Source organism: Acidimicrobiales bacterium (assembly GCA_034521975.1).
In the GTDB taxonomy this organism is placed as follows: Bacteria; Actinomycetota; Acidimicrobiia; order Acidimicrobiales; family SKKL01; genus SKKL01.
The window spans coordinates 171671-198166 of sequence record JAXHLR010000005.1; the positions used below are offsets into that span (position 1 = coordinate 171671).

The 26496-nt window shown below is 70.2% G+C and carries 28 protein-coding genes; 16 read left to right on the plus strand and 12 right to left on the minus strand.

The genetic code is table 11. The features are described 5' to 3' along the window. Nucleotides 1–18 precede the first annotated feature (18 nt). Nucleotides 19–1140: a diacylglycerol kinase family protein gene (locus U5K29_07615; protein ID MDZ7678405.1), complete on the minus strand. Its 1122-nt coding sequence runs from the start codon at nucleotides 1138–1140 to the stop codon at nucleotides 19–21. On the opposite strand from U5K29_07615, the gene U5K29_07620 reads away from it, so the two are divergent. From U5K29_07620 to U5K29_07650, 7 genes are all read left to right on the plus strand, one after another. Continuing rightward, entirely contained in the window at nucleotides 1043–1822 is a 780-nt protein-coding gene (locus U5K29_07620) for an electron transfer flavoprotein subunit beta/FixA family protein (GenBank protein MDZ7678406.1), read from the plus strand. The genes U5K29_07615 and U5K29_07620 overlap by 98 nt on opposite strands. A gap of 12 nt (nucleotides 1823–1834) precedes the next feature. Continuing rightward, nucleotides 1835–2803 carry an electron transfer flavoprotein subunit alpha/FixB family protein gene (locus U5K29_07625; protein MDZ7678407.1) on the plus strand — a complete coding sequence of 323 codons (969 nt, stop codon included), beginning with the start codon at nucleotides 1835–1837 and terminating at the stop codon, nucleotides 2801–2803. 117 nt (nucleotides 2804–2920) lie between these two features. Continuing rightward, complete coding sequence (locus U5K29_07630; protein MDZ7678408.1) at nucleotides 2921–3262, plus strand: ferredoxin family protein; 342 nt, start codon at nucleotides 2921–2923, stop codon at nucleotides 3260–3262. 72 nt (nucleotides 3263–3334) lie between these two features. Then, nucleotides 3335–4066, plus strand: coding sequence for a response regulator transcription factor (locus tag U5K29_07635; GenBank protein ID MDZ7678409.1), 732 nt, complete (start codon nucleotides 3335–3337; stop codon nucleotides 4064–4066). After that, a complete protein-coding gene (locus U5K29_07640) occupies nucleotides 4063–5310 on the plus strand; it encodes a HAMP domain-containing sensor histidine kinase (GenBank protein MDZ7678410.1) in 1248 nt (415 codons plus the stop codon). The genes U5K29_07635 and U5K29_07640 overlap by 4 nt, the downstream gene beginning before the upstream one ends. 64 nt (nucleotides 5311–5374) lie before the next feature. Continuing rightward, entirely contained in the window at nucleotides 5375–6949 is a 1575-nt protein-coding gene (locus tag U5K29_07645; protein ID MDZ7678411.1) for a molybdopterin-dependent oxidoreductase, read from the plus strand. A gap of 43 nt (nucleotides 6950–6992) precedes the next feature. Beyond that, on the plus strand, nucleotides 6993–7325 hold the full coding sequence (locus U5K29_07650; GenBank protein MDZ7678412.1) for a hypothetical protein: 333 nt from the start codon (nucleotides 6993–6995) through the stop codon (nucleotides 7323–7325). Between the two features lie 24 nt (nucleotides 7326–7349). On the opposite strand, the gene U5K29_07655 is transcribed toward U5K29_07650, so the two are convergent. The 4 genes from U5K29_07655 to U5K29_07670 form a co-directional block, all read right to left on the minus strand. Continuing rightward, on the minus strand, nucleotides 7350–7796 hold the full coding sequence (locus tag U5K29_07655; GenBank protein ID MDZ7678413.1) for a nitroreductase family deazaflavin-dependent oxidoreductase: 447 nt from the start codon (nucleotides 7794–7796) through the stop codon (nucleotides 7350–7352). Between the two features lie 84 nt (nucleotides 7797–7880). Further along, complete coding sequence (locus U5K29_07660) at nucleotides 7881–8582, minus strand: SCO1664 family protein (protein ID MDZ7678414.1); 702 nt, start codon at nucleotides 8580–8582, stop codon at nucleotides 7881–7883. Nucleotides 8583–8597: 15 nt separating this feature from the next. After that, a complete protein-coding gene (locus tag U5K29_07665; protein ID MDZ7678415.1) occupies nucleotides 8598–9200 on the minus strand; it encodes a DUF3090 family protein in 603 nt (200 codons plus the stop codon). 2 nt (nucleotides 9201–9202) lie between these two features. Further along, nucleotides 9203–9847: an MSMEG_4193 family putative phosphomutase gene (locus U5K29_07670; protein ID MDZ7678416.1), complete on the minus strand. Its 645-nt coding sequence runs from the start codon at nucleotides 9845–9847 to the stop codon at nucleotides 9203–9205. Between the two features lie 50 nt (nucleotides 9848–9897). Between U5K29_07670 and U5K29_07675 the strand changes: the two genes are divergently transcribed. From U5K29_07675 to U5K29_07690, 4 genes are all read left to right on the plus strand, one after another. After that, nucleotides 9898–10620 (plus strand): uracil-DNA glycosylase, encoded by a 723-nt coding sequence (locus U5K29_07675; GenBank protein MDZ7678417.1) that lies wholly within the window; start codon nucleotides 9898–9900, stop codon nucleotides 10618–10620. A 16-nt stretch (nucleotides 10621–10636) separates the two neighbouring features. Next, nucleotides 10637–10951 carry a hypothetical protein gene (locus U5K29_07680; GenBank protein ID MDZ7678418.1) on the plus strand — a complete coding sequence of 105 codons (315 nt, stop codon included), beginning with the start codon at nucleotides 10637–10639 and terminating at the stop codon, nucleotides 10949–10951. A 73-nt stretch (nucleotides 10952–11024) separates the two neighbouring features. Next, on the plus strand, nucleotides 11025–12206 hold the full coding sequence (locus U5K29_07685) for a Coenzyme F420 hydrogenase/dehydrogenase, beta subunit C-terminal domain (protein MDZ7678419.1): 1182 nt from the start codon (nucleotides 11025–11027) through the stop codon (nucleotides 12204–12206). A 99-nt stretch (nucleotides 12207–12305) separates the two neighbouring features. Continuing rightward, nucleotides 12306–13976: an LCP family protein gene (locus U5K29_07690; GenBank protein MDZ7678420.1), complete on the plus strand. Its 1671-nt coding sequence runs from the start codon at nucleotides 12306–12308 to the stop codon at nucleotides 13974–13976. Between the two features lie 18 nt (nucleotides 13977–13994). On the opposite strand, the gene U5K29_07695 is transcribed toward U5K29_07690, so the two are convergent. The 5 genes from U5K29_07695 to upp all read right to left on the minus strand — a co-directional run bounded on the left by U5K29_07695 (nucleotide 13995) and on the right by upp (nucleotide 18756). Continuing rightward, nucleotides 13995–14837 (minus strand): SDR family oxidoreductase, encoded by an 843-nt coding sequence (locus U5K29_07695; protein MDZ7678421.1) that lies wholly within the window; start codon nucleotides 14835–14837, stop codon nucleotides 13995–13997. A gap of 172 nt (nucleotides 14838–15009) precedes the next feature. Beyond that, on the minus strand, nucleotides 15010–16329 hold the full coding sequence (locus U5K29_07700; GenBank protein MDZ7678422.1) for a GTP-binding protein: 1320 nt from the start codon (nucleotides 16327–16329) through the stop codon (nucleotides 15010–15012). Nucleotides 16330–16331: 2 nt separating this feature from the next. After that, nucleotides 16332–17261: a sulfate adenylyltransferase subunit CysD gene (gene cysD / locus U5K29_07705; GenBank protein ID MDZ7678423.1), complete on the minus strand. Its 930-nt coding sequence runs from the start codon at nucleotides 17259–17261 to the stop codon at nucleotides 16332–16334. 31 nt (nucleotides 17262–17292) lie between these two features. Beyond that, entirely contained in the window at nucleotides 17293–17991 is a 699-nt protein-coding gene (locus U5K29_07710) for a phosphoadenylyl-sulfate reductase (GenBank protein ID MDZ7678424.1), read from the minus strand. A gap of 72 nt (nucleotides 17992–18063) precedes the next feature. Beyond that, nucleotides 18064–18756, minus strand: a complete 693-nt coding sequence (gene upp, locus U5K29_07715) for a uracil phosphoribosyltransferase (GenBank protein MDZ7678425.1) — start codon at nucleotides 18754–18756, stop codon at nucleotides 18064–18066. Between upp and deoC the strand changes: the two genes are divergently transcribed. From deoC to U5K29_07740, 5 genes are all read left to right on the plus strand, one after another. After that, complete coding sequence (gene deoC, locus U5K29_07720) at nucleotides 18746–19714, plus strand: deoxyribose-phosphate aldolase (GenBank protein ID MDZ7678426.1); 969 nt, start codon at nucleotides 18746–18748, stop codon at nucleotides 19712–19714. The two genes, upp and deoC, sit on opposite strands and share 11 nt — an antisense overlap. An 8-nt stretch (nucleotides 19715–19722) precedes the next feature. Next, nucleotides 19723–21204: an aldehyde dehydrogenase family protein gene (locus tag U5K29_07725; protein ID MDZ7678427.1), complete on the plus strand. Its 1482-nt coding sequence runs from the start codon at nucleotides 19723–19725 to the stop codon at nucleotides 21202–21204. Between the two features lie 24 nt (nucleotides 21205–21228). Further along, complete coding sequence (locus U5K29_07730; protein ID MDZ7678428.1) at nucleotides 21229–22104, plus strand: aldehyde dehydrogenase family protein; 876 nt, start codon at nucleotides 21229–21231, stop codon at nucleotides 22102–22104. A gap of 81 nt (nucleotides 22105–22185) precedes the next feature. Beyond that, nucleotides 22186–23415 carry a peptidoglycan DD-metalloendopeptidase family protein gene (locus tag U5K29_07735; protein MDZ7678429.1) on the plus strand — a complete coding sequence of 410 codons (1230 nt, stop codon included), beginning with the start codon at nucleotides 22186–22188 and terminating at the stop codon, nucleotides 23413–23415. A 20-nt stretch (nucleotides 23416–23435) separates the two neighbouring features. Next, entirely contained in the window at nucleotides 23436–24875 is a 1440-nt protein-coding gene (locus U5K29_07740) for a M20/M25/M40 family metallo-hydrolase (GenBank protein ID MDZ7678430.1), read from the plus strand. Nucleotides 24876–24903: 28 nt separating this feature from the next. On the opposite strand, the gene U5K29_07745 is transcribed toward U5K29_07740, so the two are convergent. Both U5K29_07745 and U5K29_07750 read right to left on the minus strand, forming a co-directional pair. Beyond that, on the minus strand, nucleotides 24904–25362 hold the full coding sequence (locus U5K29_07745) for an NAD(P)H-dependent oxidoreductase (protein MDZ7678431.1): 459 nt from the start codon (nucleotides 25360–25362) through the stop codon (nucleotides 24904–24906). Between the two features lie 9 nt (nucleotides 25363–25371). Continuing rightward, entirely contained in the window at nucleotides 25372–26445 is a 1074-nt protein-coding gene (locus U5K29_07750) for an adenosine deaminase (protein ID MDZ7678432.1), read from the minus strand. Nucleotides 26446–26496 lie beyond the last annotated feature (51 nt).

A 26496-nucleotide genomic window follows, 5' to 3' on the forward strand; every position in this document is an offset into this window, starting at 1 on the left:
GGGGCAAAGGTCCCGAGCTCAGCGCGGTGGCAGCACCAGCCGGAGGGAGTGGGGCTCGTGGCGCAGGACGAGCCGATCGATCTCGCCCAGGTAGTCGCCGTCGACCTGGTGTGGGAACGGCCCGTGGCCTTCGACCACGATCTCGTCGAGGTCGTGGCGGACCTCGACGACACGTCCGGACCGCAGCCCCTGCCGACCGCCGAGCGACGAGGCGATCAGTCGCAGCAGCGGGCCGACCGACAAGGTGCGCAACGCGACCATCGAGAGACCGTTGTCGAGGGTCGCACCCGGGGCGAGATGGAACGGTCGGTTGCCGACGAACGTGTAGGGATCGGTGTTGAGGCAGATCCCGAAGTAGGCGTCGTCGATGACGTCGCCGCCGGGGAACCGCACGGCGAACCTCGGGCGTGACCGGTCGTAGTGGCGGAACCACGTGTCGACCGCACACCACGCGAAGAGCGGATGGCCCGCCCAGCGCTTGATGGTGCCGCGACGCTCGACCTGGTGCACCACCTCGGCGTCGTACCCGATCCCGACGTGGAACAGGAAGCAGCGGCCGTTGGCGGTGCCGACCCCGACCGGGCGGATCGAGCCGGCCGCCAGGCTGTCGAGCAGGACGCTGGTGGCCTCGATCGGGTCGTTCGGGAGGCCGATGGTGCGGGCGAACACGTTGGTCGACCCACCGGGGAGGGTCGCCAGCGCGGTGCCGGTGCCGACCAGGCCGTTGGCCGCCTCGTTCAAGGTGCCGTCGCCGCCGAGGCTCACCACCACGTCGACGCCTTCGGCCGCGGCACCCTGCGCGAGCCGCATCGCGTGGTCGCGGCGGCTGGTCTCGGCCACCTGGAGCTCGTGATCTGCAGACAGGGCCTTCTGGATGACCACCCGGCTCCTGGCCGTGACCGACGATGCGGAGGAGTTGACGAGGAGGAGCAGCTTCAGGAGGACTCCCGGGACGAAGGGGCTAAACGGTCGACGATGGCGACGGTACCGCCTCGGCTCGAGGATTTGGACAGGCGCAGCCGCTCGGCCCACAATCTCTGCCATGAACGTCGTCGTCTGCGTGAAGCAGATCCCGGACCCGGCTGACCCGGGTGCGTTGGATCCCTCGACCAAGACCCTCAAGCGTGAAGGGAAGCTCATCCTCGACGAGTCCGACTCGTACGGTGTCGAGATGGCCCTCCAGCTCGTCACCAACGCCGGCGGGGGAGATGTCACCCTCGTCTCGATGGTTCCGAACAGCGAGACTTCCGGCCTGCGCACCGCGCTGGCCATGGGTGCCGCATCGGCCACGTTGGTGAGCGATCCAGCGCTGCAGGGTACCGATGCCCTCGGCACCGCGAAGGTGCTCGCGGCGGTCATCGCAGACGCCGAAGCCGACCTGGTCCTCACCGCGACCGAGTCGAGCGATGGCTACACCGGCACCATGCCCCAGCAGCTCGCCGAGCTGTTGGGCCGCCCGTCGATCACCTTCGCCAAGACCATCGAGGTCGACGGCGACACCGTGAAGGTGCAGCGCCAGACCGAGGGTGGCTACGACGACGTCGAGTGCCCGCTGCCCGCCCTGGTGTCGGTCACCGCCGGCGTGGTCGAGCCCCGCTATCCCTCGTTCAAGGGGATCATGGCGGCCAAGTCCAAGCCCATCGAAGAAAAGACCGTCGCCGACCTGGGTCTCGACGCCTCCGCCATCGGGTGGGACGGCGCCCGCCAGGAGATCGTCGACATCGCCGCCGCCCCCGAGCGTGAGGCCGGCGAGATCATCGAGGACGACGGCGAAGCACACCTCAAGATCGTCGAGTTCCTCGACGGGCTCAAGGTCCTGTAGGAGGAGCTGGAGATGACATTGTCCAAGATCTGGGTCTACGCGCAGGCTGACGAGGGGAAGGTCTCGACCATCACCCTCGAGCTGCTGGCCAAGGCTCGCGAGCTGGCCGACACCGTCGAGGCCGTCTACGGCGGCGCTGACGCCGATGCCATCGCCGGCGAGCTGGGCGAACACGGCGCCACCGCGGTGCACACCACCGGCGATCTCGGTGGTTCGCTGCCGGGGGTTCCCGTGTCCTCGGCCATCGCCGCCGCGGTCGAGGCCGGCAACGGCCCCGACGCCCTGCTGATCGGCACCAACTACGACGGTCGTGACGTCGCCGGTCGCCTCTCGGCGAAGCTCGACGTACCGGTGGTCACCAACGTCGTCGACCTCGAGCTCGACGGTGACGCCCTGGTGGGCACCGAGCCGATCTTCGGCGGCACCACCAACGTCAAGACCAAGGCCACCAACGACGGTCTCAAGATCCTGTTGGTGCGGCCCAAGTCCTTCGTCGCCGAGCCCTCCGGTGGGGGCGCGGCGTCCGTCTCCGAGCTGTCGGTGCCCGACACCGGCGCCACCGGCACCGCCCGCATCACCAACCGCTACGTCGAGGAGGCCTCGGGTCCCAAGCTCGACGAGGCGGCGATCGTGGTCTCGGGTGGTCGGGGCCTGGGCGACGCCGAGAAGTTCCAGATGATCGAGGATCTGGCCAAGCTGCTCAAGGCGGCTCCCGGTGCGTCCCGGGCCATCGTCGACGCCGGCTGGGTGCCGTTCAGCTACCAGGTCGGCCAGACCGGCAAGGTCGTGAAGCCCAGCGTCTACATCGCTGCCGGCATCTCCGGAGCCACCCAGCACATGGTGGGCATGAAGGGATCCAAGAACATCATCGCCATCAACAAGGATCCCGAGGCACCGATCCACGGCATCGCCGACCTCGGCATCGTCGGCGACGTGCACAAGGTCCTGCCCAAGCTGATCGAGGCGTTGCAGAACCGCTGAGCACACCGCCGCTGCGAGTTGTGCCCGATGACCCCGGTTCCGGCCGGGGTCATCAGCTGTTTTCGGGTGTGGACCTGGTGGGTAGGGGTGAGCCACGCGACGCCTTGGAGGTCGACGATGGCCGAGCCCTACGTGATCACATCCCCGTGCCTGGAGACCAAGGACAAGTCGTGTGTCGACGTGTGTCCGGTGCAGTGCATCTACGAGATCCAGGACGGGATGCTCGTGTCGCGCTTCGAAGCCGACGGCGACGTGGCCAACACCCACGAGGCGCACCCCGAGATGCAGTTCCTGCATGGCGATTCGATGCTCTACATCAATCCCGACGAGTGCACCTCCTGTGATGCGTGCATGCCGGAGTGCCCCGTCGATGCGATCTTCCCTGGCGATCAGGTTCCCGAGAGCGAGGCCGAGTTCATCGACGTCAACCGCTTCGTGTTCGCCGACGCGACGAGCTGAGCGACGCTAACGACGCGGTAAACATCGTCTGCTGTCGGGGCCGGACCGGCGGCGGTGATCTAGCGTCGGAGTGTGGAACCACGGCCAGAGCCGGTTCGCCCGGCAGAGCCGCCCGTGACCGGGCCCGGACGGGTGCTCGTGGTGGAGGACGACCGCCACCTCGCCGACGTGGTGCGCCGCTATCTCGAACACGAGGGCTACCGGGTCACCGTCGAACACGATGGGCGTGACGGGCTGGCCCACGCGCTCGATGCGCTCCCCGATCTGGTCGTGCTCGACCTGATGCTTCCCGGGCTCAACGGCTTGGAGGTGTGTCGGCGGCTGCGTCAGGTCGCACCCATCCCGGTGGTGATGCTGACCGCCCGGGGCGAGGAGGAGGATCGCGTGGCCGGCCTCGAGCTCGGCGCCGACGACTACCTGGCCAAACCGTTCTCGCCCCGCGAGCTGATCGCCAGGGTGCGGGCGGTGCTCCGCCGGGCGCAGGGCTCGCTGACCGCCCACGGCTCGTCGGTGCTCGAGGGTGGGGGGATCGAGGTCGACATGGTGGCCCACGAGGCGCGCCGGGAGGGTGAGGCCATCGCCCTCACCGCCAAGGAGCTCGACCTGTTGACCCACTTCATGGCCAACCCGGGACGCGCCTTCAGCCGCCCGGAGCTGCTGACCGCGGTGTGGGGCTACGACATCGGTGACACCGCGACGGTCACGGTCCACGTGCAGCGCCTGAGGGAGAAGATCGAATCTCGACCGCGCTCGCCCCGCCACCTGGTCACGGTGCGGGGCGTCGGCTACCGGTTCGATCCGTGACGGCGGCGACCACGACCCGTCGCGACTACGGGCGCGCCCCGGCGGCGGTGGCGTCGGCCATCGTGGCGGTGGGACTGGTGGGCGCGGTGACCGTCGCGTTGATGGTCGGGGCCACCGCGAGCGAGGTGCTGGTCCTGGTGGGCATGGCCGCGGGCGGCTCGGCGCTGGTGGCTGCGGCGAGCACCATGTTGCTCCGTGCGCTCCGCCGCCGCGGCCTCGCCACCCAGGTGTTCGGCGTCGCCCTCGCCTCCATCGCCGCAACCGCCGCGGGCGTCGGCGTGGCCGCGTGGGCGATGTTCCTCTCCGCCCACGATCTCGGGGTGCTCGCGGTGGTGCTGTTGCTGTCGGCCGCGGTCGCTGCCGCCGCGGCCTGGCTCCTGGGCGCAGCGTTCCGGGCCAGCGCCGCCGCGGTCAGCGACCAGGTCTCCCTGCTCGACAGCGACACACCCGTGGGTCCACGAGACGACCTCGTCACCGGCGAGCTGCAGGCGCTGTCCCGGGCGGTCGCCGAGGCCCACCGCGAGCTGCTGGACGCCAGAGCCCGGACGCGACGACTCGAGTCGTCCCGGCGCGAGCTGGTGGCGTGGGTGTCACACGATCTGCGCAGCCCGATCGGCGCCATCCGCGCCATGTCCGAAGCGCTCGAGGACGGTGTCGTCGTCGACCCCGTCGACGTCGCTGACTACCACCGCGGAATCCGTCAGGAGACCGAGCGGCTCGCCCAGCTCGTCGACGACCTGTTCGAGCTGGCACGGATCGAAGCGGGGGCGATCGCGGTCGACGTCCCGTTCGTCCCGGTGCACGAGCTGGTGCCCGAGGTGGTCGACGCTGCCCGCGTTCGGGCCGAAGCCGCCGGGGTGGTGCTGGTGGCCGAACTCGACGGGTTCGGATCCGAGCTGGTCGTGGCGGCCGATCTGCGTCGCGCCCTCGACAACGTGCTCGACAACGCCATTCGCCACACCGGAGCCGGCGGCACCGTGACCGTCTCGGTCGTCGACGCTCGCGGTCGAGCGGTGTTGGTGGTGGCCGACGAGTGCGGCGGCATCCCCGATGACGAGCTCGATCGAGTGTTCGAGGCGGCGTACCGGGGCGACACGAGCCGCACCCGTGGAACCGGCGGGGGAGGCCTCGGCCTGGCCATCGCCAAGGGCCTGGTCGAGGCTCGCGCGGGCGAGATCTCGGTGCGGAACCGAGCCGGAGGCTGTGAGTTCACCATCTCGATGGGACACCCGACCGGGTCCTAACGGTTCGCGAAACAAGCGGCTCGATCCGCTGACAGGTCGTTCGCTCGTCCGTAGGTTCGACACCGTGCCATCCCGGTCGACACCCACCGCCCCCTCGGGGCCGCTGTCCGCCCTCGCCGGCTTCGCGGCGGCCGCCTGTGCCCTGGCGGTCGGCGAGCTGCCCACTGCGATCGCCGGGCAGCGGGTGGGGCTCGTCGCCGCGGTGGCCAACGAGTTCGTCGACCGGTTCGCGGCGTCGCTCAAGGACCTCGCCGTCGCGCTGTTCGGACAGAACGACAAGGTCGCCCTGGTAGTCGGCGTTGTGGTCGCCAGTCTGACGCTCGGCGCGATCCTCGGCCTCGTCGCCCGCCACCGCTTCTGGATCGCCACGCTGGGATTCGTCGGCTTCGGCGTGATCGGGTTCGGCTCCCTCGCCACCGATCCATCCTCGGGCGTGGGGTGGGCGCTGGGATCGGCGACCGTCGCCGTCGCTACCGGGATCGGTGTGCTGGCGGCCGCGCACAGGACCTCACCCGCCGCGACGAGCGAGACATCTCGGTGGGGTCCGGGTGACGACCCCACGATGACGGCGCCTGCTCGACGTCAGTTCCTGGTGGTGGCCGGAATGCTCGGCGCGGCCTCGGTCACCGGCGTCGCGGGTCGAGTGCTCAGGGGCCGGGGTTCGATCGAGGCCGAGCGATCGGCACTGGAGCTCCCGGAACCGGTCCGCTCAACGCCGACGACCGCCCCCACCGGAACCCTGACGCAGGTGGAGGGCATCAGCCCGTACCTGACCCCGAACGACGCGTTCTACCGGATCGACACTGCACTCGGGATCCCGCAGGTGGCCGCCGACACCTGGCGGCTGCAGGTGCACGGACTGGTCGACCGACCCTACGAGCTGACGCTGGAGGAGATCCTCGACATGGACCTGGTCGAGGAGACGGTCACCATCGCCTGCGTGTCGAACGAGGTTGGCGGAGACCTGGTGGGCAACGCCCGCTGGCTCGGCGTGCCCCTCGGCGCGCTGCTCGAACGAGCCGGGGTCGATCCGGAGGGCACCCAGGTCGTTGGTCGATCCACCGACGGGTTCACCGTCGGGTTTCCCACCGAGATCGCGCTCGATGGTCGGGTCGCCATGGTGGCGGTGGGCATGAACGGCGAGCCGCTACCGGCCGCTCACGGCTATCCGGCCCGGCTCATCGTCGCCGGCCTGTACGGCTACGTCTCGGCCACCAAGTGGCTGAGCGAGATCGAGCTGACTCGCTTCGAGGACTTCGACGCCTACTGGATCCCCCGCGGATGGTCCAAGGAGGCACCCATCAAGACCCAGTCGCGGATCGACGTGCCCCGCTCGGGAGCAGAGGTCGATCCCGGCCCGACGGCGGTGGCCGGCGTGGCGTGGGCCCCGATCGAGGGCATCGCCGCGGTCGAGGTGCAGGTCGACGACGGTCGGTGGCGCCCAGCCGAGCTGAGCGACGCCGACTCGGGGAACACCTGGCGCCAGTGGGTGCATCGCTGGGACGCCACGCCCGGCGCCCACACCGTCCGCGTCCGCGCCACCGACGCCTCCGGCGACACCCAGACCCCCGAGGAGCGGCCACCCCGCCCCGACGGTGCAACCGGCTACCACGAGGTCCAGGTCCGGGTTCGGGCCTGATCTCGATGGCAGCTTCGACGACAACCACACGAGGTATCACACCATGCGCAAGTTCACTGCACTGCTGGCCTGTCTGCTGGCGTTGACGTTCGTGGTCGCCGCCTGCGGCGACGACGACGGCGAACCGGCCACCACCGGTCAGGAGACCGACACCGACGAGCCGATGGACGATGAGATGTCCGACGACGAGATGTCCGAGGACGACATGGATGAGCCGATGGACGAGGACATGGACGACGAGATGTCCGACGACGCCGATGAGCCGATGGACGAGGACATGGACGACGAGATGTCCGACGACGCCGATGAGCCGATGGACGAGGACATGGACGACGAGATGTCCGACGACGAGATGTCCGACGACGACATGGGTTGACCGCCGGCGGCGGGCAGGTCGCCGTCAGCCCCGCGGCGTCGCGACCAGCACGGGGATGATCCGGTCGGTCTTCGCCTGGTACTCCGCGTAGGGCGCGAAGGCGGCGACCGCTCGCTCCCACCACGTGGCCTTCTCGTCACCGGTCACCTCACGAACCGTGACGTCGAAGGGCTCGGGCCCGTCCTGGATCATTGCCGCCGTCGGGTCGGCGACGAGGTTGTGGTACCAGACGGGGTTGGTGGGGCGGCCGCCCATCGACGCCACGAGGGCGTACTCGCCATCGTGCTCGACCCGCATCAGGGGCGACTTTCGGAGCTTGCCGGACTTGTTGCCCCTGGTGGTGAGGATGATCACCGCCAGACCGGTGTCGCGGAGCGTGTTGGCTCGCTCGCCCCCCGAGGCCTCGTACTCGGCGACCTGGTCGCGGACCCATCCGACCGGGCTCGGTTCGTACTCTCCGTGCAGTGGCATGGAGGCACCATAGGTCGCCGACCCTCCCTCCGCAGACCGGGCGGCCCTTCGGGGCCGCCCACCGTCGTGTCCGGGCCCGGATGCTCAGATCGGCGGCCAGGGATAGCGGTAGCCGGTCGTGTCGACCGGGAAGCAGGGTTCGGCGAGGATCGCTCCCGCCCGGGCCGTCAGCGCGTCGAGCTCGAGGGCGTCGAGGAGGGGGACCAGCGCCGGAGGTGGGCCGTCCTCGTGCAGGCGGGCGACGTCGGTGAGCAGATCCTCGGGGATCGCCTCGCCGGCGAAGTCCCAGATGACCGTGCGCAGCTTGAACTGGTGGTGGAACGACAGGCCGTTGTCGATGGCCCAGATGTGGCTGCTGGCATCGAGCAAGCAGTGGCCGCCCTTGCGGTCGGTGTTGTTGCACAACAGGTCGAACAGGCACATGCGGCGCAACTGGTCGTGGTGGTCCTCGTCCTCGTAGAGGGTGAAGTAGTGCGCCTCGAAGTCGGCCTCGACGAAGCGTTGCAGTGAGCCGGGGCCGAGCGGGGCGTCGCGTCGCAGCACCGTTGCCGGCACGAGGTCCCAGCCCAGCCACCGGGACAGCTCGTAGGCGGCGATCTCCCGCACGAAGATGCCCGACGGGAAGTCGTGCAGCGGCCGTTCACCCCGCCCTGGCTTGTAGACCGCCCTGGCCTCGTGCTCGCCGTCGGTGAGGGTGACCAGCATGGTCGCGTTCGACGACCAGGGCATGCGGCCGACGACCTCGATGTCGCCCTCGGTGAGCAGGGCATCGGGCTGTTCGGTCACCGTTGGTCGGCCACCTCAGTTGGCCCTCGGGCAGAAGTGGCCCTCGGGATCCGACGGCAGCCCACAGAACGGGCAGAGCGGCCGACCCGCCGACATCAGTTCGCCGGCGCGAACCACGAAGGCGGCAACCTGGGCTCGGGTGAGCCGGAGCCGGGCGATGGCGCCGTCGGAGTCCTCGTCGAACACGTCGTCGAGGTCGTCGACGTCGTCGTCCTCGTCGTCCTCGACATCGAGGCCGGTGAGCTCGGCCAGGAGCTCGGCGACCTCGTCGGATCCCTCTTGTTCGTCATCGTCGGAGTCGGTGTCGAGCTCGTGGACGACGAGGATGATCCGGTCGGCGTCCTCGTCGACCGCGATGCCGATGCTGCCGACGGTCCACTCGGACTCGGCCGGCTCGATGAGCTCGGGGGCGGCTGGGACCGGTTCGGGAACCGCCGGCAGATCCGCCAGCACTCCGGCCAGGTACTCGGCCAGAGCCGCCACCTGCTGCTTCTCGACCTTGAAGGTCACCACCTCGCCACCGTCGTCGGCCTGCAGGAAGAACGTGCGCCGGCCGGGTGTGCCGACGGTGCCGGCGGTGAAGTGGGTGGGATCGGTGAGATGAAACGAGCGGGACATGGTCAAGACGGTCGCATCGTGGTCAGGTCATCGCCGAGGTTGTTGACGGTGAGCACGGTCGTGGATCGGTCGCCGACAAGCAGCGCGGTCACCGAGCAGGGGGACACCACCAGCCGTTGGAACGCATCGAGATGGGCTCCGGTGGCCTCGTTGACCACGGCCTTGATGGGATCGGCGTGCGACACCACCACGACGGTCTCGCCCCGATGGAGGCCGGCGAGGCGCTGGACGGTGGTGGTGACCCGAAGCTGCATCTCGGCGAAGGACTCGCCGCCGGGGAACCGGAACCGGCTCGGTGCCTGCTGCACCGTCTTCCACTCGGGAAGCTTGGCCAGGTCCTTCAGGTCGCGGCCGGTCCAGTCGCCGAAATCGCACTCGAGAAGCCCCTTGTCGCGGCGGACGCGCATCCCGAGCTCCCTGGCGATGGGTGCCGCCGTCTCGCGGGTTCGCTCGAGCGGCGAGGCGTAGACCGCAGCCACCTTCTTCATCGCGGTGATGCGTCGCGCCACTGCTTCGGCCTGGGATCTGCCCTGGTCGGAGAGGTGGAGGCCGGGCGTGCGTCCGGGGAGCACGGTGCCGGTGGATGGGGTCTGGCCGTGACGCACCAGCAGCACGAGTGCGGGTGGTGGTGTTCGGCGGCGGGGCATACGGCTCCGGGATGGGGAACAGGTGGTGGACTCAACCTACCCTGCGGGTCGTGGATTCGGCCCAACCTGCCAGCCCCGGCGACCGGCGGGAGCTCCTCGCCCGGCTCGAGGAGGAGATCGTGGCCTGTCGGGCCTGCCCGCGCCTGGTCGAGTGGCGCGAACGTGTGGCCACCGAGAAGCGGGCCGCCTTTGCCGATGAGTCGTACTGGGGCCGTCCGGTCCCGGGGTTCGGAGACCCCGACGCCTCGGTGGTGATCGTGGGGCTCGCCCCCGCCGCCCACGGTGCGAACCGCACCGGACGGATGTTCACCGGGGACCGGTCCGGCGAGTGGCTGTATCGCGCCCTGTGGCGGGCGGGATTCGCGAACCAGCCACAGAGCCTCCACCGCGGCGACGGCATGGAACTGACCGGCGCCTGGATCACCGCACCGGTGCGGTGCGCTCCTCCGGCCAACAAGCCGACCCCCATCGAGCGCGACACCTGCCGCCCCTTCATCGAACGAGAGCTCGCCTTGTTGGGTTCGGCGCGGGTCTTCGTCGCACTGGGTTCGTTCGGCTACCAGGCGGTCGCCAACCTGCTCGGGGTCCGCCCTCGTCCCCGCTTCGCCCACGGGCTCGAGGTGTCGGTCGACGAGCGGCGCTGGGTCCTGTGCTCCTATCACGTGAGCCAGCAGAACACCTTCACCGGGCGCCTCACCGAGGCGATGCTCGACGATGTCTTCGCCCGGGCACGAGCGCTCGCCGGCCTCGCGCCCGTCGAGCCCCCTGCGTGAGGCTACGGTTCGGGCTGTGGTCCAGCTCCGTACTCTCACCGTCAGCCTGTTCGGGCTGATCATGATGCTCGCAGCCTGTGGCGACAGCGGGCCCGACGACTACGACGACTCCACGCGCGAGGCGTTCATGGCCGGGTGCGTCGAGGAGGGCAGCGACCCCGACTTGGTCGAGGTGTGCGAGTGCACCTACGAGACCGCCGTCGAGGAGCTGCCGTTCGAACGGTTCCGCAGCGTCGAGGATCGGCTCCAGCAGGGCGAGTCCGACATCCCCGACGACGTGTCGCAGATCATCCTCGACTGCATCCGCGAGGTGAGCGCGAGCCGGTCCTGACCCGGATCCGGCAGGCTCCTTGCGGGTGGTGGCGGGTTCGGACTCGGCGGACCCTGCGGCTAGGGTTCGGTCCATGAGCGACACCGCGACCGGGACCAAGCCCAAGCGCGAACGCTGGACGCACCAGTGGAAGGAGCTCTACGAGGAGGTCGTCACCTCCGGGCTGTGCACCGGTTGCGCGGGGTGCGTGATCGCCTGCCCCCACGAGGTCATCGGCTACAACCACGAAGCCGGCCACTACAAGCCCTTCCACCTCGAGGACGAGCTCGGCCCCACCGATTGCGTCCACGGCCAGAAGGGCTGTACGTCCTGCACCAGGGCCTGCCCCCGGTTCCGGGCCTGGGAGCCCCAGGCCGACGAGCACCTCTTTGCACGGGTCCGCGAGGCCGACGAGCCTGCGGGCATCTACCAGGACATCTTGCTCACCCGGGCCTCCGACGACATGGTCCATCAGATGGGACAAGATGGCGGCCTCGTCTCGGCGATCTTGATCTGGGCCCTCGACGAGGGCTACATCGACGGCGCCCTCACCTCGTTCGTCGAACGGGGCGAGGACACCGCCAACACCTGGAAGGCCGTCCCGGGCTTGGCCACCTCCAAGGACGAGATCCTCGAGAGCGCTGGCAGCCGCTACACCTACTCGGCGAACACCCTGGCGATGAAGCAGGCCAAGGAGCGCGGGATCGACAAGCTGGCACTGGTGGGGATGAGCTGCCAGTCGTCGGTGCCGCCGGTGATGTGGAGCCGCAAGGTCGGCAAGACCGGGAAGCCGTTCATCTTCAACATCGGGCTGCTGTGCTCGAAGACCTTCGATGACTCGATCTTCGAGGAGTTGTTCTGGGCCAAGTACGGACTGTCGAAGTCCGAGATGGTCAAGATGAACATCAAGGGTGTGTTCCAGATCTGGATGCGCGACGGTTCCTATCACGAGGTGCCGCTCAAGGAGTGCCACGCCTGGACCCGCGAAGGGTGCACCCACTGCCCCGACTTCGCGGCCGAGCACGCCGACATCTCCACCGGAGGTATCGGGGAGAACAACGACTGGACACTCACCATCGTGCGCACCGAGCTCGGCCGCGAGGTCATCAGTCGCATGATCTCGGCCGGGGCCATCGAGGCCCGCCCCGGCGACAGCGACCCGGGGGCCATCTCGCTGATGAACAAGCTGGCGACCAAGAGCCGCGAGCGCTGGCCCGACTGGGCCGCCCCCGAGGCCAAGGTCGGCATCGGTACCAAGGCCGCCGCCGCCAGCTGAACGCCACTGCCGCCGGGCAACCGGACGCTGCGTCGACCCCCCGCTGGTGCCCGCCGCTGACATTACGGTCGTGTTGCGACCCACTACGCTGAACGAGCCATGTCGATGGACCCCCCGCCATCGGACCGGTCCCGCTCGCGTCGCCCCTTTCCGGTCCCCGAGCGGCCCGAGCCCGAGCCGTCAGCCCCGACCGGGGTCCACGCACGCGACCTCATCGACCAGCTCCCCGAACCCGATCCGGCACTGGTCCGCGACCCCGGCGGTGGGCACCGACGGAGCGGGCGCGGGAGCGCGAACAGGCGACGTGGTCGTCGCTCGCATCGTGGCCGCCGGAGCTGGCCCCAGCGGATCCTGTTGTCGGTGCTGGTGCTGGCCACCGCGATGGCCGGTGGCGCGGCGGCGGTCGGCGGCTATCTCTCCTACAAGCTCGATCAGATCGCCTACCTCGATGTCGAGCTGAGCGAGGCGCCGGAGCCGGGGGCTGCCAGGAACCTGCTGATCGTCGGCTCCGACAGCCGCGACAGCCTGACCGGCGACGATTCGCCCACCACCCTCGCCGAGGGCGCGTTCGTGGGCGACGGGGCCGAGGGCTCGGGTCAGCGGTCCGACACCATCATCGTGGTCAGGATCGATCCCGAAGCAGGATCGATCGACGTGCTGTCCATCCCCCGCGACCTGTGGCTTCCGATCCATGGGACCGGGCGCAGCCAACGCATCAACACCGCCTACGGCACAGGCCCCCAACGGCTGATCGACACCATCGAGTCCAACTTCGACTTCCCCATCCACCACTACGTCGAGATCGACTTCGTGGGCTTCGTCGAGCTGGTGTCGGCGGTCGGCGGCGTGCCGATGTGGTTCGACACCCCGGTGCGCGACGACAACGCCGGCTTGCGTGTTCCCGACGCCGGCTGCCACGTGCTCGACGCCGAGAGCGCGCTGGCGTTCACCCGTGCCCGGCACCTCCAGTACCAGGACGACGACGGCAGATGGCGCACCGACCCAACCGGCGATCTCGGCCGCATCAGCCGTCAGCAGGTGTTCCTCCGCCGTTCGGTCGACCAGGTGGCGCGGCTCGGCATCGGCGACGCGGCGACCATGAACCGCCTCCTCGACGTGGGGATCGACAGCGTCACCCTCGATCGTGGCCTGGGGTTGAGCGAGCTGCGGAGACTGATGCGGCACTTTGTCGACTTCGACAGCGACGCGATGCGCACCCACACGATCCCCACCGAGTCGTTCACCACCACCGGCGGGGCGCTGGTCGAGCGGGTCCTCGACGCCGAGGCCCAACCGGCGCTCAACGTCTTCCGTGGGCTGCCGCCCGATGCCTTGGCGCCGGCGCAGGTCGAGCGGGTCACGGTCCTGAACGGCACCGGCATCGACGGTCACGCGGCGCTGGTGGCCGACGCACTCGAGCAGGTGGGGTTCGGCGTGGAGGAGACGGGCAACACCGACGGGGGTCCGCGCCGCCGGACCCGGATCCGCCATGCTCCCGACGCCGTCCTCGACGCCGACCTGGTCGAACGGCACCTCACCGCCGGGGCCGAGCTGGCGGTCGACCGCGAGCTCGCCGACGGCGTGGTGGTCCTCGAGGTCGGCGAGGACTTCACCACCATCGGACGCAACGCCCGCCCCCTCGATCCGCCGCCAGCCGGGGAGACCGCCTCGACCGTCGCCGATCCGGCTGGGCCCGACGACGGCCAGGACGAACCGCGGTCACCGGATCCGATCGGGGTCGCCCCCGACCCGTCGGTCCAGTGCGTGTGAGCGGCGCCCCCGGCGAGGTCAGCTCGCGTCGTCGGCTTGTTCGGCCATGGCCGCCCAGGCGGCCATCATCGCCGCGTTCGAGCGTCGCATCCCGCGCAGCCACCGCTCGCGGTCGGTCGCCCGACGCTGCTCGTAGCTCGCGACCTCGGGGTGGGGAAGGATGAGGAACTCCTCGCGGGCCAGCCCTTCGACGACGGCGGTGGCGACCTCCTCGGCTTCGAGCACTCCGTCGGCTCCGGCGGAGCCCTTGGTGGGGGCCTCGCCGACAGGACGCCGGCGACCGCCGGTCATGTTGGTGGCGACCGCCTGCGGGCAGAGGCACGACACCGTGATCCCGGCGTCGCCGTGGCTGATCGACAGCCATTCGGCCAGCGCCACCACGGCGTGCTTGGTGACCGAGTAGGGCGCCGAACCCAGCTGGGTGAGCAGGCCCGCGGCCGACGCCGTGTGGAGCAGGTACCCCTCACCGCGCTCGAGCATCGACGGCAGGACCGCGCGCGCCGCGTAGATGTGGCTCTTCACGTTCACGTTCCAGATCCGTTCCCAGTGCTCGTCGGGTACGTCGACGCCGCCGATGACCATGATCCCGGCATTGGCGGCGAAGAGATCGACGGGTCCGTAGCGCTCCTCGGTGGTGGCGACCAGGGCGGCCACGTCTGCCTCGTCGCCCGCATCGATCTGCACCGCGAAGGCGTCCGCGCCGTCCGAGGTGAGATCGGTGGCGACCCGCTGCGCGTCGTCTCCGGCGAGATCGGCCACCACGACACCCTTGGCGCCCTCGGCGGCGAAGGCCCGACACATCGCCTCGCCGATCCCGTTGCCACCTCCGGTGACGATCGCGACCTTGCCTGCCAGTTCCATGAGCTCCCCCTGAGAAGCGATGCGAGTGCGTTCGTACGTCCATCGAGTGCACTCGCATCGTAGGCCCTCACCCTCACCGTGGCCGAGCCTCATCGCGACCGGACCTGGAGGAACCGCGCCCGCGGTGGCATCGGCCCCCTGACCGCACAGGTGGATGGGGAGCCGGCGGTGATCAGGACCAGGCGCGGATCATGCCCGCACCGATGGTGCGGTCGCTCTTCTCGTCGATGATCACGAAGGCGCCGAGCGTGCGGTCGTCGTCGTAGCGGTCGACGACCAACGGGCCCGCGGTCGCGAACCGTACGATGCCGATGTCGTTGAAGGCGAGCTCGTCGAGGTCCTCTGAGTGGTCGAGCCGTTCGATGTCGAGATGGCTCACCACCTCGCGGACGACGGTCCGTTCGACCCGCGTGCCCTGCTTGACCACGAGGCGGGCACCGGCGCCGAGCGGGTCCTCGTTGAACCAGCAGACCGTGGCCTCGATCTCGCGGGCCACCGCAGGGGCGCTGGCGGAGTTGGCGACCACATCGCCACGAGCGACGTCGATGTCGTCGGCGAGGGTGATCGCAACCGACCGGCCGGGCAGGGCGACGACCAGCTCGTCGTCGCCGACGACGATGCGTTCCACGGTGCTCGTCTGACCGGAGGGGAGGACCACCACCGGGTCACCGGGACACAGCGGCCCACCGTGCACCATGCCGGCGTAGAGCCGGGTGGGGCGCCCGTCGCCGGGCTCGCGCAGCACCAGTTGCACGGGGATGCGGGCGCCGGTCGCGTCGCCCACCGGAGCGGGGCTGACGGTCTCGAGGTACTCGAGCAGTGCCGGCCCGCTGAACCACGGGGTGCGGGTCGAGCGGTCGACGACGTTGTCGCCGTGCAGCGCCGACATGGGGATGGGGATGACGGCCTCGACCCCGAGCCGGTCGGTGACGGCGAGGAAGTCGGCGACGACCGAGTCGAAGCGCTCCTCGGACCAGTCGACGAGATCCATCTTGTTCACGCAGAGGGCGAACTGGCGGATGCCCAACAGCGCGGCGACGGTCACGTGGCGACGGGTCTGGGTGGTGAGTCCGTGGCGGGCGTCGACCAGCACCACGGCCACCTCGGCGGTGGATGCGCCGGTGGCCATGTTGCGGGTGTACTGGGCGTGTCCGGGGTTGTCGCCGACGATGAAGGTGCGGGTCGGCGTGGCGAAGTAGCGGTAGGCCACGTCGATGGTGATGCCCTGCTCGCGCTCGGCACGCAGCCCGTCGGTCACCAGCGACAGGTCGAGACCTTCGTGTCCGCGCCGGGCGCTGGTGGTGGCCACCGCCTCGATCTGGTCCTGCAGGAGCGTCTTGGCATCGTGGAGGAGGCGACCGATGAGGGTGGACTTGCCGTCGTCGACCGAGCCGATGGTGGCGAAGCGCAACAGGTCGGTGTCGGCCAGTGCGAGGGCATGATCGGTGCCGGGGGAGTGGTCCTGGTGGTCGGGCACGGACTCGGAGGCCACGGCTAGAAGTACCCCTCGCGCTTGCGGTCCTCCATGGCGGCCTCGGAGAACTTGTCGTCGGCCCTGGTGGCCCCGCGTTCGGTCAGCACCGAGGCGCAGATCTCGTCGATGACCTCGGGCACGCTGGTGGAGTGCGAACGCACCGCTCCGGTGCACGAGGCGTCGCCCACCGTGCGGTAGCGCACCTTCTCGACCAAGGGGGTCTCGCCCGGCCCGGGGACGACCCACTGGTTGACCGCCAGCAGCATGCCGTCTCGCTCGACCACCTCGCGCTCGTGGGCGAAGTAGATCGAGGGCAGCTCGAGCTGCTCGCGGGCGATGTACTCCCACACGTCGAGCTCGGTCCAGTCGCTGATGGGGAACACCCGCAGGTGCTCGCCGGGACGCACACGGCCGTTGTAGAGCTGCCACAGCTCTGGTCGCTGGTTGCGGGGCTCCCACTGTCCGAACTCGTCGCGCACCGAGTAGATGCGCTCCTTGGCCCGGGCCTTGTCCTCGTCGCGTCGGGCACCGCCGAAGCAGGCGTCGAAGCGGTGCTCGGCGATGGCGTCGAGCAGGGTGACCGACTGCAGGCGGTTCCGGGATCCGCCCGGACCGGGGTCGGCGACGCGGCCCTGGTCGATCGAGTCCTGGACCGAGGCGACGACGAGGTCGACGCCGAGCTCGGCAACCCGTCGATCGCGAAACTCGATCACCTCGTCGAAGTTGTGGCCGGTGTCGACGTGCATGACCGTGAACGGGACCCGCCCCGGTGCGAACGCCTTCGCCGCGAGGTGCAGGAGCACGACCGAGTCCTTGCCGCCCGAGAACAGGATGACGGGCCGCTCGCGCTCGGCCGCCACCTCGCGCATGACGAACATGGCATGGGATTCGAGGGCGTCGAGGTGGGCCAGGCGCCCGGCGGCGATCCGGTCGTTGTCGAGCAAGGTCATCGACTCTCCTGACGATGGAACGGGGCGACCATTACAGGTTGAGCCCACATTCGGTCTTGGACGAGCCGGCCCAGCGACCCGATCGGGGGTCGTCGCCGGGCGCGACCCGCTGGGTGCACGGGGCGCAGCCGATGGACGGGTAGCCGTCGAACAGCAGCGGGTTGAGCACCACGTCGTTGGCGGCGACGTAGGAGTCGACGGCGTGGTCGTCCCAGTTGGCGAGGGGCCGGATGCTGACCAGTCCCCGCGAGTCGCGGGTGACGATGGGGGCGTCGGCCCGCTCGGGCGAGTCGACGCGACGCAGGCCGCTCATCCAGGCCGAGTACTGGCCGAGGGCCCGCTCGAAGGGGGCGACCTTGTGCTTGGCGCAGCAGGCGTCGGTGTCGGTCCTCCAGAGGTCGGGGATGCGGTCGTCGTCTTCGCTCACGATCCGCAGCTCGATGGGGTACCGGCGGCCGACACGGTCGGCGGTCGCCAGGGTTTCGGGGAAGTGGAAGCCGGTGTCGACGAACACGACGTCGACGCCGGGAGCGACCCGGGTGACCACGTCGATGAGCAGGGCGTCCTCCATGGAGGACGCCACGCAGAGGTCGCCGCCGAAGGTGTCGGCGGCCCAGGACACGATCTCGGACGCGTCGGCGGTCTCGAAGCGCTGGTTCAGCTCGGCGAGGTCGCCGTCGCTCAACGGTCGGGTCGAGGATCTGACGCGGGCGGTGGTCGACTCGGGCACTCCGTCAGGCTAGCGATAACTGACTAAACCGATCAACTTTTCCAAGAATCCCTCCGACCAGGCAATTCTCGGCTACTGGGCTCCGAACTGGCGGTCGCCGGCGTCGCCGAGGCCGGGCACGATGAAGCCCACCTCGTTCAGCCGCTCATCGACCGAGGCGGTGTGCACCTCGGCGTCGAACCCCGCGGCGGCGAAGTGGTCGAGCCCCTCGGGCGCGGCCAGCACGCAGGCCACGATGAGTCGCCCGGCGTTGTGCTCGGCGATCTGTTCGCAGGTGTAGACCAGCGAGCCGCCGGTCGCGAGCATGGGGTCGAGCACGAGCACCGGCGCGCCGTCGAGATCCGGCGGCACGGTGGACAGGTAGGCATCGGGGAGCAGGGTGGTCTCGTTGCGACGCACGCCGATGAAGCCGACAGGGGCGTCGGGCAGCATCTCCTGGGCGGCGACGAGCATGCCAAGCCCCGCTCGCAACACCGGGACCAGCAGGGGTTGCGGGGTCACCCTCCGCCCGGTGGTGGCTGCCAGTGGCGTGCGCAGCTCGTACTGCTCGGTCGCCAGCGACCGGGTGGCCTCGTAGATCACGAACCCCGACAACTCGTGCAAGGACCGCCGGAAGCCGGCCGATGGGGTGGATTCGTCACGGAGGCTGGCCAGGCGCTCGGTGGCGAGGGGATGGTCGACCACGTTGATGTGCACCCCGGCATCATCTCGCACCGTCGGGACGCGTGTCGCCACCTGGCGGTAGCGTCGGGCCATGGCGCTCATCTCCGATCCCGATCCGGCACCGGTGCCCTCGGCGTCGCACGCGTCGTGGCTGCCGCCGCTGCCCGACGGCTCCACGGTGACAGTCGCGCCGGTCGACGCCGTGGGCCTCGAGGAGCGGGCGGCGGGGTTGGGCGCCCGCTCGATCAAGACCAGCTCCAAGCTGGCCGCCCTCGACCTGGCCATCCGTTGCATCGACCTGACCACCCTCGAGGGCACCGACACGCCGGGCAAGGTGGCGGCGCTGTGCGCCAAGGCCGCTCGTCCCGACCCCACCATGGCCGGCATCCCACCGGTGGCAGCGGTGTGCGTCTACCCCGAGCTGGTGCCGGTAGCGGCCAGAGCGGTGCACGGCACCGGGGTCCGGGTCGCCAGCGTGGCCGGCAGCTTCCCCGCCGGGCTCGGCCCGCTCGAGGTGCGTCTCGCCGAGATCCGATCCGCCGTCGAGTCCGGGGCCGACGAGATCGACATCGTGTTGAACCGCTCGGCGTTCCTGTCCGGGCGCTATCAGCAGGCCTTCGACCAGATCGCGGCGTCGAAGGAAGCCTGCGGATCGGCCCACCTCAAGGTGATCCTCGAGACCGGCGAGCTGGGCTCCTACGACCAGGTGCGGCGGGCCAGCATGCTCGCCATGGTGGCCGGGGCCGACTTCATCAAGACCTCCACCGGCAAGATCGGAACCAACGCCACGCCACCGACCGCGCTGTGTATGGCCGAGGCCATCCGCGACTTCGCCGACCAGACCGGTCGCGCCGTCGGTCTCAAGCTCGCCGGCGGGATCCGTACCGCGAAGCAGTCCTGGCAGTACCTGGTGTTGGTCCAAGAGACCCTCGGCGCCGACTGGCTCACACCCGAGCGCTTCCGTCTGGGTGCGTCCAGCTTGTTGAACGACGTGCTCATGCAGATCGCCAAGCTCCGCACCGGCGCCTACCAACGACCCACCGACTTCACCAACGACTGAGGGTGGACATGGCCGACAGCTCACCGACGACTCCCACCCCGTTCGACCTCGACTACGCCGCCGCGCCCGAGTCGACCTCCATCGTGTCGATCGCCGAGCGGTACTCGCTCTTCATCGGGGGAGACTGGGTCGAGCCCCGCAGCGAGGCGACCTTCACCACGGTCAACCCCGCCACCGAGGAGCCCCTGGCCGAGATCGCCGAGGCCGGTGCCGACGACGTCGACCGGGCCGTCGCCGCCGCGCGCGCGGCGTTCGACCAGTGGTCGAGCTGGCCGGGTCGCGAGCGGGCCAAGGTGCTCTACCGCGTCGCCCGGCTGCTCCAGGAGCGCAGTCGCGAGTTCGCCGTGCTCGAGTCGATCGACGGCGGCAAGCCGATCAAGGAGTCCCGCGACGTCGACGTGCCCCTCGCCGCCGCCCACTTCTTCTACTACGCCGGCTGGGCCGACAAGCTGGGCTACGCGTTCCCCGGACAGCGTCCGTCGCCGGTGGGCGTCGCCGCCCAGATCATCCCCTGGAACTTCCCGCTGCTGATGGCCTCGTGGAAGCTGGCCCCCGCCCTGGCCACCGGCAACACCGTGGTGCTCAAACCGGCCGAGACCACCCCGCTCACCGCCCTGTTGCTGGCCGAGGTGCTCCAGGAGGCCGGGATGCCGCCGGGCGTGGTCAACATCATCACCGGTGCCGGTGCCACCGGAGCCGCGCTGGTCGATCATCCCGGCATCGACAAGGTGGCCTTCACCGGCTCCACCGAGGTCGGCAAGCACATCCAGCGGTCCCTCGCCGGCCGCGACGTTCGCCTCACCCTCGAGCTCGGCGGCAAGGCGGCCAACATCGTGTTCGAGGACGCGGCCATCGACCAGGCGGTCGAGGGCGTGGTCAACGGGATCTACTTCAACCAGGGCCACGTCTGCTGCGCGGGGTCACGCCTGCTGGTGCAGGAGTCGGTGGCCGACCTGCTGCTCGACAAGCTCAAGCGTCGCCTCGACACCCTGCGGGTGGGCGACCCGCTCGACAAGAACACCGATGTCGGTGCCATCAACTCGCTCGCCCAGCTCGACAAGATCGAAGAGCTGGTGGCCTCGGGTGTCGCCGAGGGCGCCCAGCTCTACCAACCCGACTGCCCCTTGCCCGAACGGGGCTGGTTCCACCGGCCGACGCTGTTCACCGACGTGTCGCTGTCGCACCGCATCGCCCGCGAGGAGATCTTCGGGCCGGTGCTGTCGGTGCTCACCTTCCGCACGCCTGACGAAGCGGTCGCCAAGGCCAACAACACGCCCTACGGGCTCTCGGCAGGGATCTGGACCGAGAAGGGGTCGCGCATCCTCTGGATGGCCGACCAGCTCAAGGCCGGTGTGGTGTGGGCCAACACCTTCAACCGCCTCGATCCCACCAGCCCCTTCGGCGGCTACCGCGAGAGCGGGTTCGGCCGCGAGGGCGGCCGCCACGGCCTCGAGCCCTACCTCGAGCTCACCGACCTCGTCGCCACCTGAGTTCGGCACGGTACGCTCGCCGCGGTGACCGATCGTCTCGACGTGCGCAAGACCTACAAGCTCTACATCGGGGGAGCGTTCCCCCGGTCCGAGTCCGGTCGCACCTTCGCGGTCGAGGGCCACGACGGGGCCACGCTCGCGCACGCGCCGCTGGGGTCGCGCAAGGATCTGCGCGACGCGGTCGCCGCCGCCCGGTCCGCCCAGGGTGGCTGGGCCGGACGCACCGCCTACAACCGGGCGCAGATCCTCTATCGCATCGCCGAGATGCTCGAGGGGCGCAGCGCTCAGTTCATCGACGAGCTCGCCCGCGGAGCCGGGGCCACCGGCGTCGACCCCGCGGCGGAGGTCCGTGCCAGCATCGATCGGTGGGTCTGGTACGCCGGGTGGGCCGACAAGATCGCCCAGATGGCCGGCGGCGCGAACCCGGTGGCCGGGCCGTACTTCAACCTGTCCGTACCCGAACCGTCCGGGGTGGCGGTCGTCGTCGCCCCCGACGATCCACCGCTGCTCGGACTGGTCTCGCGCCTCGCCCCCGCGATCGTGTCGGGCAACAGCGCCGTCGTGATCCTGAGCGAGACGGCGCCACTGGCGGCGCTCACCTTCTGCGAGGTGCTCGCCACCAGCGACCTCCCCGGTGGCGTGGTGAACGTGTTGACCGGCCGCAGGGCCGAGCTGGTGCCCCACGCCGCGGCACACCGCGACGTCGACGTGCTCGACCTGATCGGGGTCGACGACTCCGGCCTGCGCACCGACGCCGAACGGGCTGCGGCCGACTCGGTCACTCGGGTGATCCGTCCGCGGCCGGCAGACACCGACTGGTCACACGACGCCTCTCAGCGACCCGACCTCATCCTCGCGTCGTGCGAGATCAAGACGGTGTGGCACCCCAAGGGACGCTGAAGTCCTCAGCGGTGCCTGGTTTCGGCCGATGGGAGGCCGTAGGATCGTGAAGCGGGCGGAGACCGCTTGGAGGTACGGCGCGTGGCGCCAACGTACACACGACATCCCGCTCGACCAGCACGACCCGCACGGCGCCTCGTCGCCGCCCTCGTCGCGGTCGTGGTCGGGGCGGTCCTCGTTCCCACGACCACCAGCGGAGCCGAGCCGACGATCGCCGAGGAGCTGGCGTCGGCTCGCGAGGAGGCCACCGCCACCGCCGAGGAGCTGTCGGCCATCGAGACCGACCTCGCCCGCCTCGAATCCGACATCGCCGCCCACGACGAAGAGATCGAGGCGGTTCGCTCGGAGCTGGCCGCGCTCGAGGACGAGGTTGCCGAGATCGCGGTGCAGCGCTACATGTCGGCCGGCAACGGTCCCCTCACCTACAGCGACGACCTGCACGAACACCAGCGCATCGACGTGATGATGAGCGCGGTGCAGCTCGAGTCCGAGACCACGATGGCCGCCTACGAGGACGCCAGCGGGCGCCTCGAAGCCGCCAGCGACGCGCTGGCCGATCGTCTCGACGACCAGGCCGCCGCCCGTGAGCGCCTCGCCGACCGGCTCGAGGAGCTGAACGAGCAGCTGGGCCAGTTGTCCGAGCTGCAGCGCCAGGCCGAGGCCGAGGCGGCTCGTCTCGAGGCCGAGCGTCGCCAGGCTGCTGCCGAGGCCGCCGCGGAGACCACCACCACCGCAGCCCCGACCACCACCGCCACCACCACGACCACCACCGCACCGCCCGACACCGCTTCCAGCCCCTCGTCCTCCACCACCACCAGCTCGTCGACCACCACGACCACGACGGCGCCCACGACGACCACGACCGAGGCGTCCAGCGCCGATGAGATCGCCACCGAACCCGACGGCGACGGCGGGTCGACCAGCGGGTTCCTGTGTCCGGTGCGGGGAGCGTCGGTGTTCACCGACAGCTGGGGAGCCCCCCGATCGGGTGGGCGGACCCACAAGGGTGTCGACATGCTCGCCGAGATCGGGACGCCGGCGGTCGCTCCGGTGTCGGGCACCGTGACCCACCGGGGGAACTCGATCGGTGGCCTGTCGTACCACCTCGACGGTGACGACGGGAACTACTACTACGGCACCCACCTCAGCGAGTACGGCGCCGAGGGTCGGGTCAGCGCCGGGACCGTCATCGGCTACGTGGGCGACAGCGGCAACGCGGCGGGGATCCCCCACCTGCACTTCGAGATCCATCCCGGTGGCCGCGGCAACGCCATCAACCCCTACCCCACGGTCAAGGCCGCCTGCGGATGAACCTGGCGTAGTCTCGCCCCATGTCCGGCGAGCTGATCGAGCACTGCGAGCGGGTGTGGGACGACGAGATCCTGCCCGCGCTGTCCGACTACATCACCATCCCCGCGAAGTCGGTGGCGTTCGACCCCGACTGGGAGGCCAACGGCCACATCGACGCTGCGGTCGAGCTGATCGTGTCGTGGGGCGAGCGACGCTCGATCGCCGGCCTCTCGATCGAGGTGGTGCGGCTGCCGGGGCGCACCCCGCTGGTCTTCATGGAGGTGCCGGCCTCGGACGGATCGCAGGGCACCGACGGCGACAACGGCAACGACCGCGCCACGGTCATGCTCTACGGCCACCTCGACAAGCAGCCCGAGATGACCGGCTGGCGAGATGGGCTCGGCCCGTGGACTCCGGTGCTCGACCGCGACCGGCTCTACGGTCGGGGTGGGGCCGACGACGGCTACTCGGCCTTCGCCGCGCTCACCGCCATCGAGGCGCTGCAGGCCCAGGGCCGGCCGCACAGCCGCTGCGTGGTCCTCATCGAAGCGAGCGAGGAGTCGGGCAGCCCCGACCTGCCCGCCTACGTCGACGCGCTGGCCGATCGGATCGGTTCGCCGAGCCTGGTCATCTGCCTCGACTCGGGGTGCGTGAACTACGACCGTCTCTGGGTCACGACCTCGCTGCGAGGGGTGGCCAGCGTGGTGCTGACCGTCGAGGTGCTGCGGCACGGGATCCACTCGGGAGCGGCGAGCGGCATCGTGCCGTCGAGCTTTCGGATCCTGCGGCGGCTGCTCGACCGGATCGAAGACCCCGACACCGGCGAGATCCTCGTACCCGAGCTGCGCCGCGAGCCCTCCGCGGCCCGGCTCGACCAGGTGCGGGCCACCGCGGCCGAGGTGGGTGGGGCGATCGCCACCGCGTGGCCGTGGGCCGGCGACACCGGACCGGTCACCACCGACCCGCTCGAGGCGCTGCTGGCCAAGACCTGGCGGCCGACCCTGTCGGTCACCGGCATGGACGGCATCCCGGCGGTGCGCGACGGCGGCAACGTGCTGCGGCCGTTCACCTCGGTGGCGCTGTCGTTCCGGTTGCCGCCGGGCGTGGATCCCACCTCGGCGATGGACGCGGTGGTCGATCGGTTGACCGCCGACCCGCCACATGGCGCCACCGTCCGGGCGAAGGTGGTCGAGGGCGGACCGGGATGGGAAGCGCCCGCGCAGGCGCCGTGGCTGGCCGAGGCGCTCGACCAGGCGTCGACGGCGGCCTTCGGTGCCGATGCCCGCTACATCGGCGAGGGCGGCTCGATCCCGTTCATGGGGATGCTCGGCGAGCGGTTCCCCGATGCTCAGTTCGTTGTCACCGGCGTGCTCGGGCCGGGCAGCAACGCCCACGGACCGAACGAGTTCCTGCACGTCCCCACCGGCAAGCGGGTCACCAGCGCTGTCGCCCTGCTCCTCGAGGCCAACACCTCACGCTGATCGGCGGTGCGAGGTCGCTGAGGGGACCTCAGCCGTCGGGCATCAGTCCCGCCGCGACCGCTGCGCCGAGCTCCCACGCGGCGTCGGTGGCGTCGCGGTCGGGCGAGCCGATCACCTCCAGCGGCGGCTGGGCCAGGACCCAGCCGAGACCCGTGGTGATCGACTCGACGGCACGCACCGCTCCGGAGGTGTCGTTGTTGCCATGCACCCACAGGCCGTAGGGCCGACCCTGGGTGGCGTCGAGCACCGGGTAGTACACGGTGTCGAAGGCGTGCTTGAGCGCCCCCGACATGTAGCCGAAGTTGGCCGGTGTCCCGAGCAGGTAGCCGTCGGCGTCCAACACGTCGGGGATGGTCAGGGCCAGCGCGGGGCGCAGCACCACCTCGACCCCTTCGATCTCGTCGGTCGTGGCGCCGTCGCGTACCGCGTCGAGCAGCGTGTGGGTGGGGGGCGAGGGGGTGTGGTGGATGACGAGTAGGCGGGCCATCGTCGGGTGCTATCCCTCCAGGCGGGCGAAGCCGGGCTTGATCACGTCGTTGATCAGCGCCAGACGCCGCTCGAAGGGCCAGAAGGCGCTCTTCATGGCGTTGATCGTCAGCCACTGCAGCTCGTCCCACCCGTAGCCGAACGCATCGACCAGCCCGGCCAGCTCCTCGGACAGCGAGATGTTGCTCATCAGCCGGTTGTCGGTGTTGACCGTCACCCGGAACCGCAGCTTGGCCAGCAGTCCGATGGGGTGCTCGGCGATGGTGTCGCACACCCCGGTGTGGACGTTGGAGGTGGGACACATCTCCAACGGCACCCGCCGGTCCCGCACGAACGCAGCCATGTCGCCCAGGTGGGCCTCGCCGTCGGCCGCGACGGTGATGTCGTCGACGATCCGCACCCCGTGGCCGAGGCGTTCGGCGCTGCACCACTGCAAGGCCTCCCAGATCGACGGCAGCCCGAAGGCCTCGCCCGCGTGGACCGTGATGTGGAAGTTGGCCCGTTGCACGTACTGGAACGCATCGAGGTGGCGCGACGGCGGGTACCCCGCTTCCTTGCCGGCAATGTCGAACCCCACCACGCCGTCGCCCCGGTGGCGGACGGCCAGCTCGGCGATCTCGCGGGAGTTGGCGGCGGTGCGCATGGCGGTGAGAAGCGTTCCGACGGTGATGGCCCGCCCGTCCGAGCCCTGGTGGAAGCCCTCCTGGACCGCGTCGACCACCTCGTCGAGGCTCAGGCCCTGCTCCAGGTGGAGCTCGGGGGCGAAGCGGACCTCGGCATAGACGATGCCGTCGGCCGCGAGATCCTCAGCGCACTCGCGGGCGACCCGCACCAGGGCGTCTCGGTGCTGCATCACCGCGACGGTGTGCTGAAAGGTGTCCAGGTACAGCGCCAGGTCCTTGCGGTCGGCGCCGGCGTGGAACCAGGCGCCGAGCTCGTCGACGTCGGTGGTCGGAAGCCTCTCGTAGCCGTACTCCTCGGCCAGCTCGACGATGGTCCGTGGCCGCAGCCCGCCGTCGAGGTGGTCGTGAAGCAGCACCTTGGGCGCCTCACGGATGGATTCCAGAGTGGGCGGTTCGGGCACGGAGCTCCTCGGGGCCGGCGTTGGCCCGATGGTATCTGCGCAGGTGGGGGG

What these genes read in the sequence shown, in the direction of transcription:
- deoC (MDZ7678426.1), top strand. Translation starts at nt 18,746, where the DNA reads ATGGCGCTCATCTCCGATCCCGATCCGGCACCGGTGCCCTCGGCGTCG.
- U5K29_07690 (MDZ7678420.1), top strand. Translation starts at nt 12,306, where the DNA reads ATGTCGATGGACCCCCCGCCATCGGACCGGTCCCGCTCGCGTCGCCCC.
- U5K29_07615 (MDZ7678405.1), bottom strand. Translation starts at nt 1,140, where the DNA reads ATGAGCTTCCCTTCACGCTTGAGGGTCTTGGTCGAGGGATCCAACGCA.
- upp (MDZ7678425.1), bottom strand. Translation starts at nt 18,756, where the DNA reads ATGAGCGCCATGGCCCGACGCTACCGCCAGGTGGCGACACGCGTCCCG.
- U5K29_07655 (MDZ7678413.1), bottom strand. Translation starts at nt 7,796, where the DNA reads ATGCCACTGCACGGAGAGTACGAACCGAGCCCGGTCGGATGGGTCCGC.
- cysD (MDZ7678423.1), bottom strand. Translation starts at nt 17,261, where the DNA reads ATGACCTTGCTCGACAACGACCGGATCGCCGCCGGGCGCCTGGCCCAC.
- U5K29_07620 (MDZ7678406.1), top strand. Translation starts at nt 1,043, where the DNA reads ATGAACGTCGTCGTCTGCGTGAAGCAGATCCCGGACCCGGCTGACCCG.
- U5K29_07685 (MDZ7678419.1), top strand. Translation starts at nt 11,025, where the DNA reads ATGAGCGACACCGCGACCGGGACCAAGCCCAAGCGCGAACGCTGGACG.
- U5K29_07725 (MDZ7678427.1), top strand. Translation starts at nt 19,723, where the DNA reads ATGGCCGACAGCTCACCGACGACTCCCACCCCGTTCGACCTCGACTAC.
- U5K29_07625 (MDZ7678407.1), top strand. Translation starts at nt 1,835, where the DNA reads ATGACATTGTCCAAGATCTGGGTCTACGCGCAGGCTGACGAGGGGAAG.
- U5K29_07665 (MDZ7678415.1), bottom strand. Translation starts at nt 9,200, where the DNA reads ATGTCCCGCTCGTTTCATCTCACCGATCCCACCCACTTCACCGCCGGC.
- U5K29_07740 (MDZ7678430.1), top strand. Translation starts at nt 23,436, where the DNA reads ATGTCCGGCGAGCTGATCGAGCACTGCGAGCGGGTGTGGGACGACGAG.
- U5K29_07745 (MDZ7678431.1), bottom strand. Translation starts at nt 25,362, where the DNA reads ATGGCCCGCCTACTCGTCATCCACCACACCCCCTCGCCCCCCACCCAC.
- U5K29_07670 (MDZ7678416.1), bottom strand. Translation starts at nt 9,847, where the DNA reads ATGCCCCGCCGCCGAACACCACCACCCGCACTCGTGCTGCTGGTGCGT.
- U5K29_07650 (MDZ7678412.1), top strand. Translation starts at nt 6,993, where the DNA reads ATGCGCAAGTTCACTGCACTGCTGGCCTGTCTGCTGGCGTTGACGTTC.
- U5K29_07695 (MDZ7678421.1), bottom strand. Translation starts at nt 14,837, where the DNA reads ATGGAACTGGCAGGCAAGGTCGCGATCGTCACCGGAGGTGGCAACGGG.
- U5K29_07630 (MDZ7678408.1), top strand. Translation starts at nt 2,921, where the DNA reads ATGGCCGAGCCCTACGTGATCACATCCCCGTGCCTGGAGACCAAGGAC.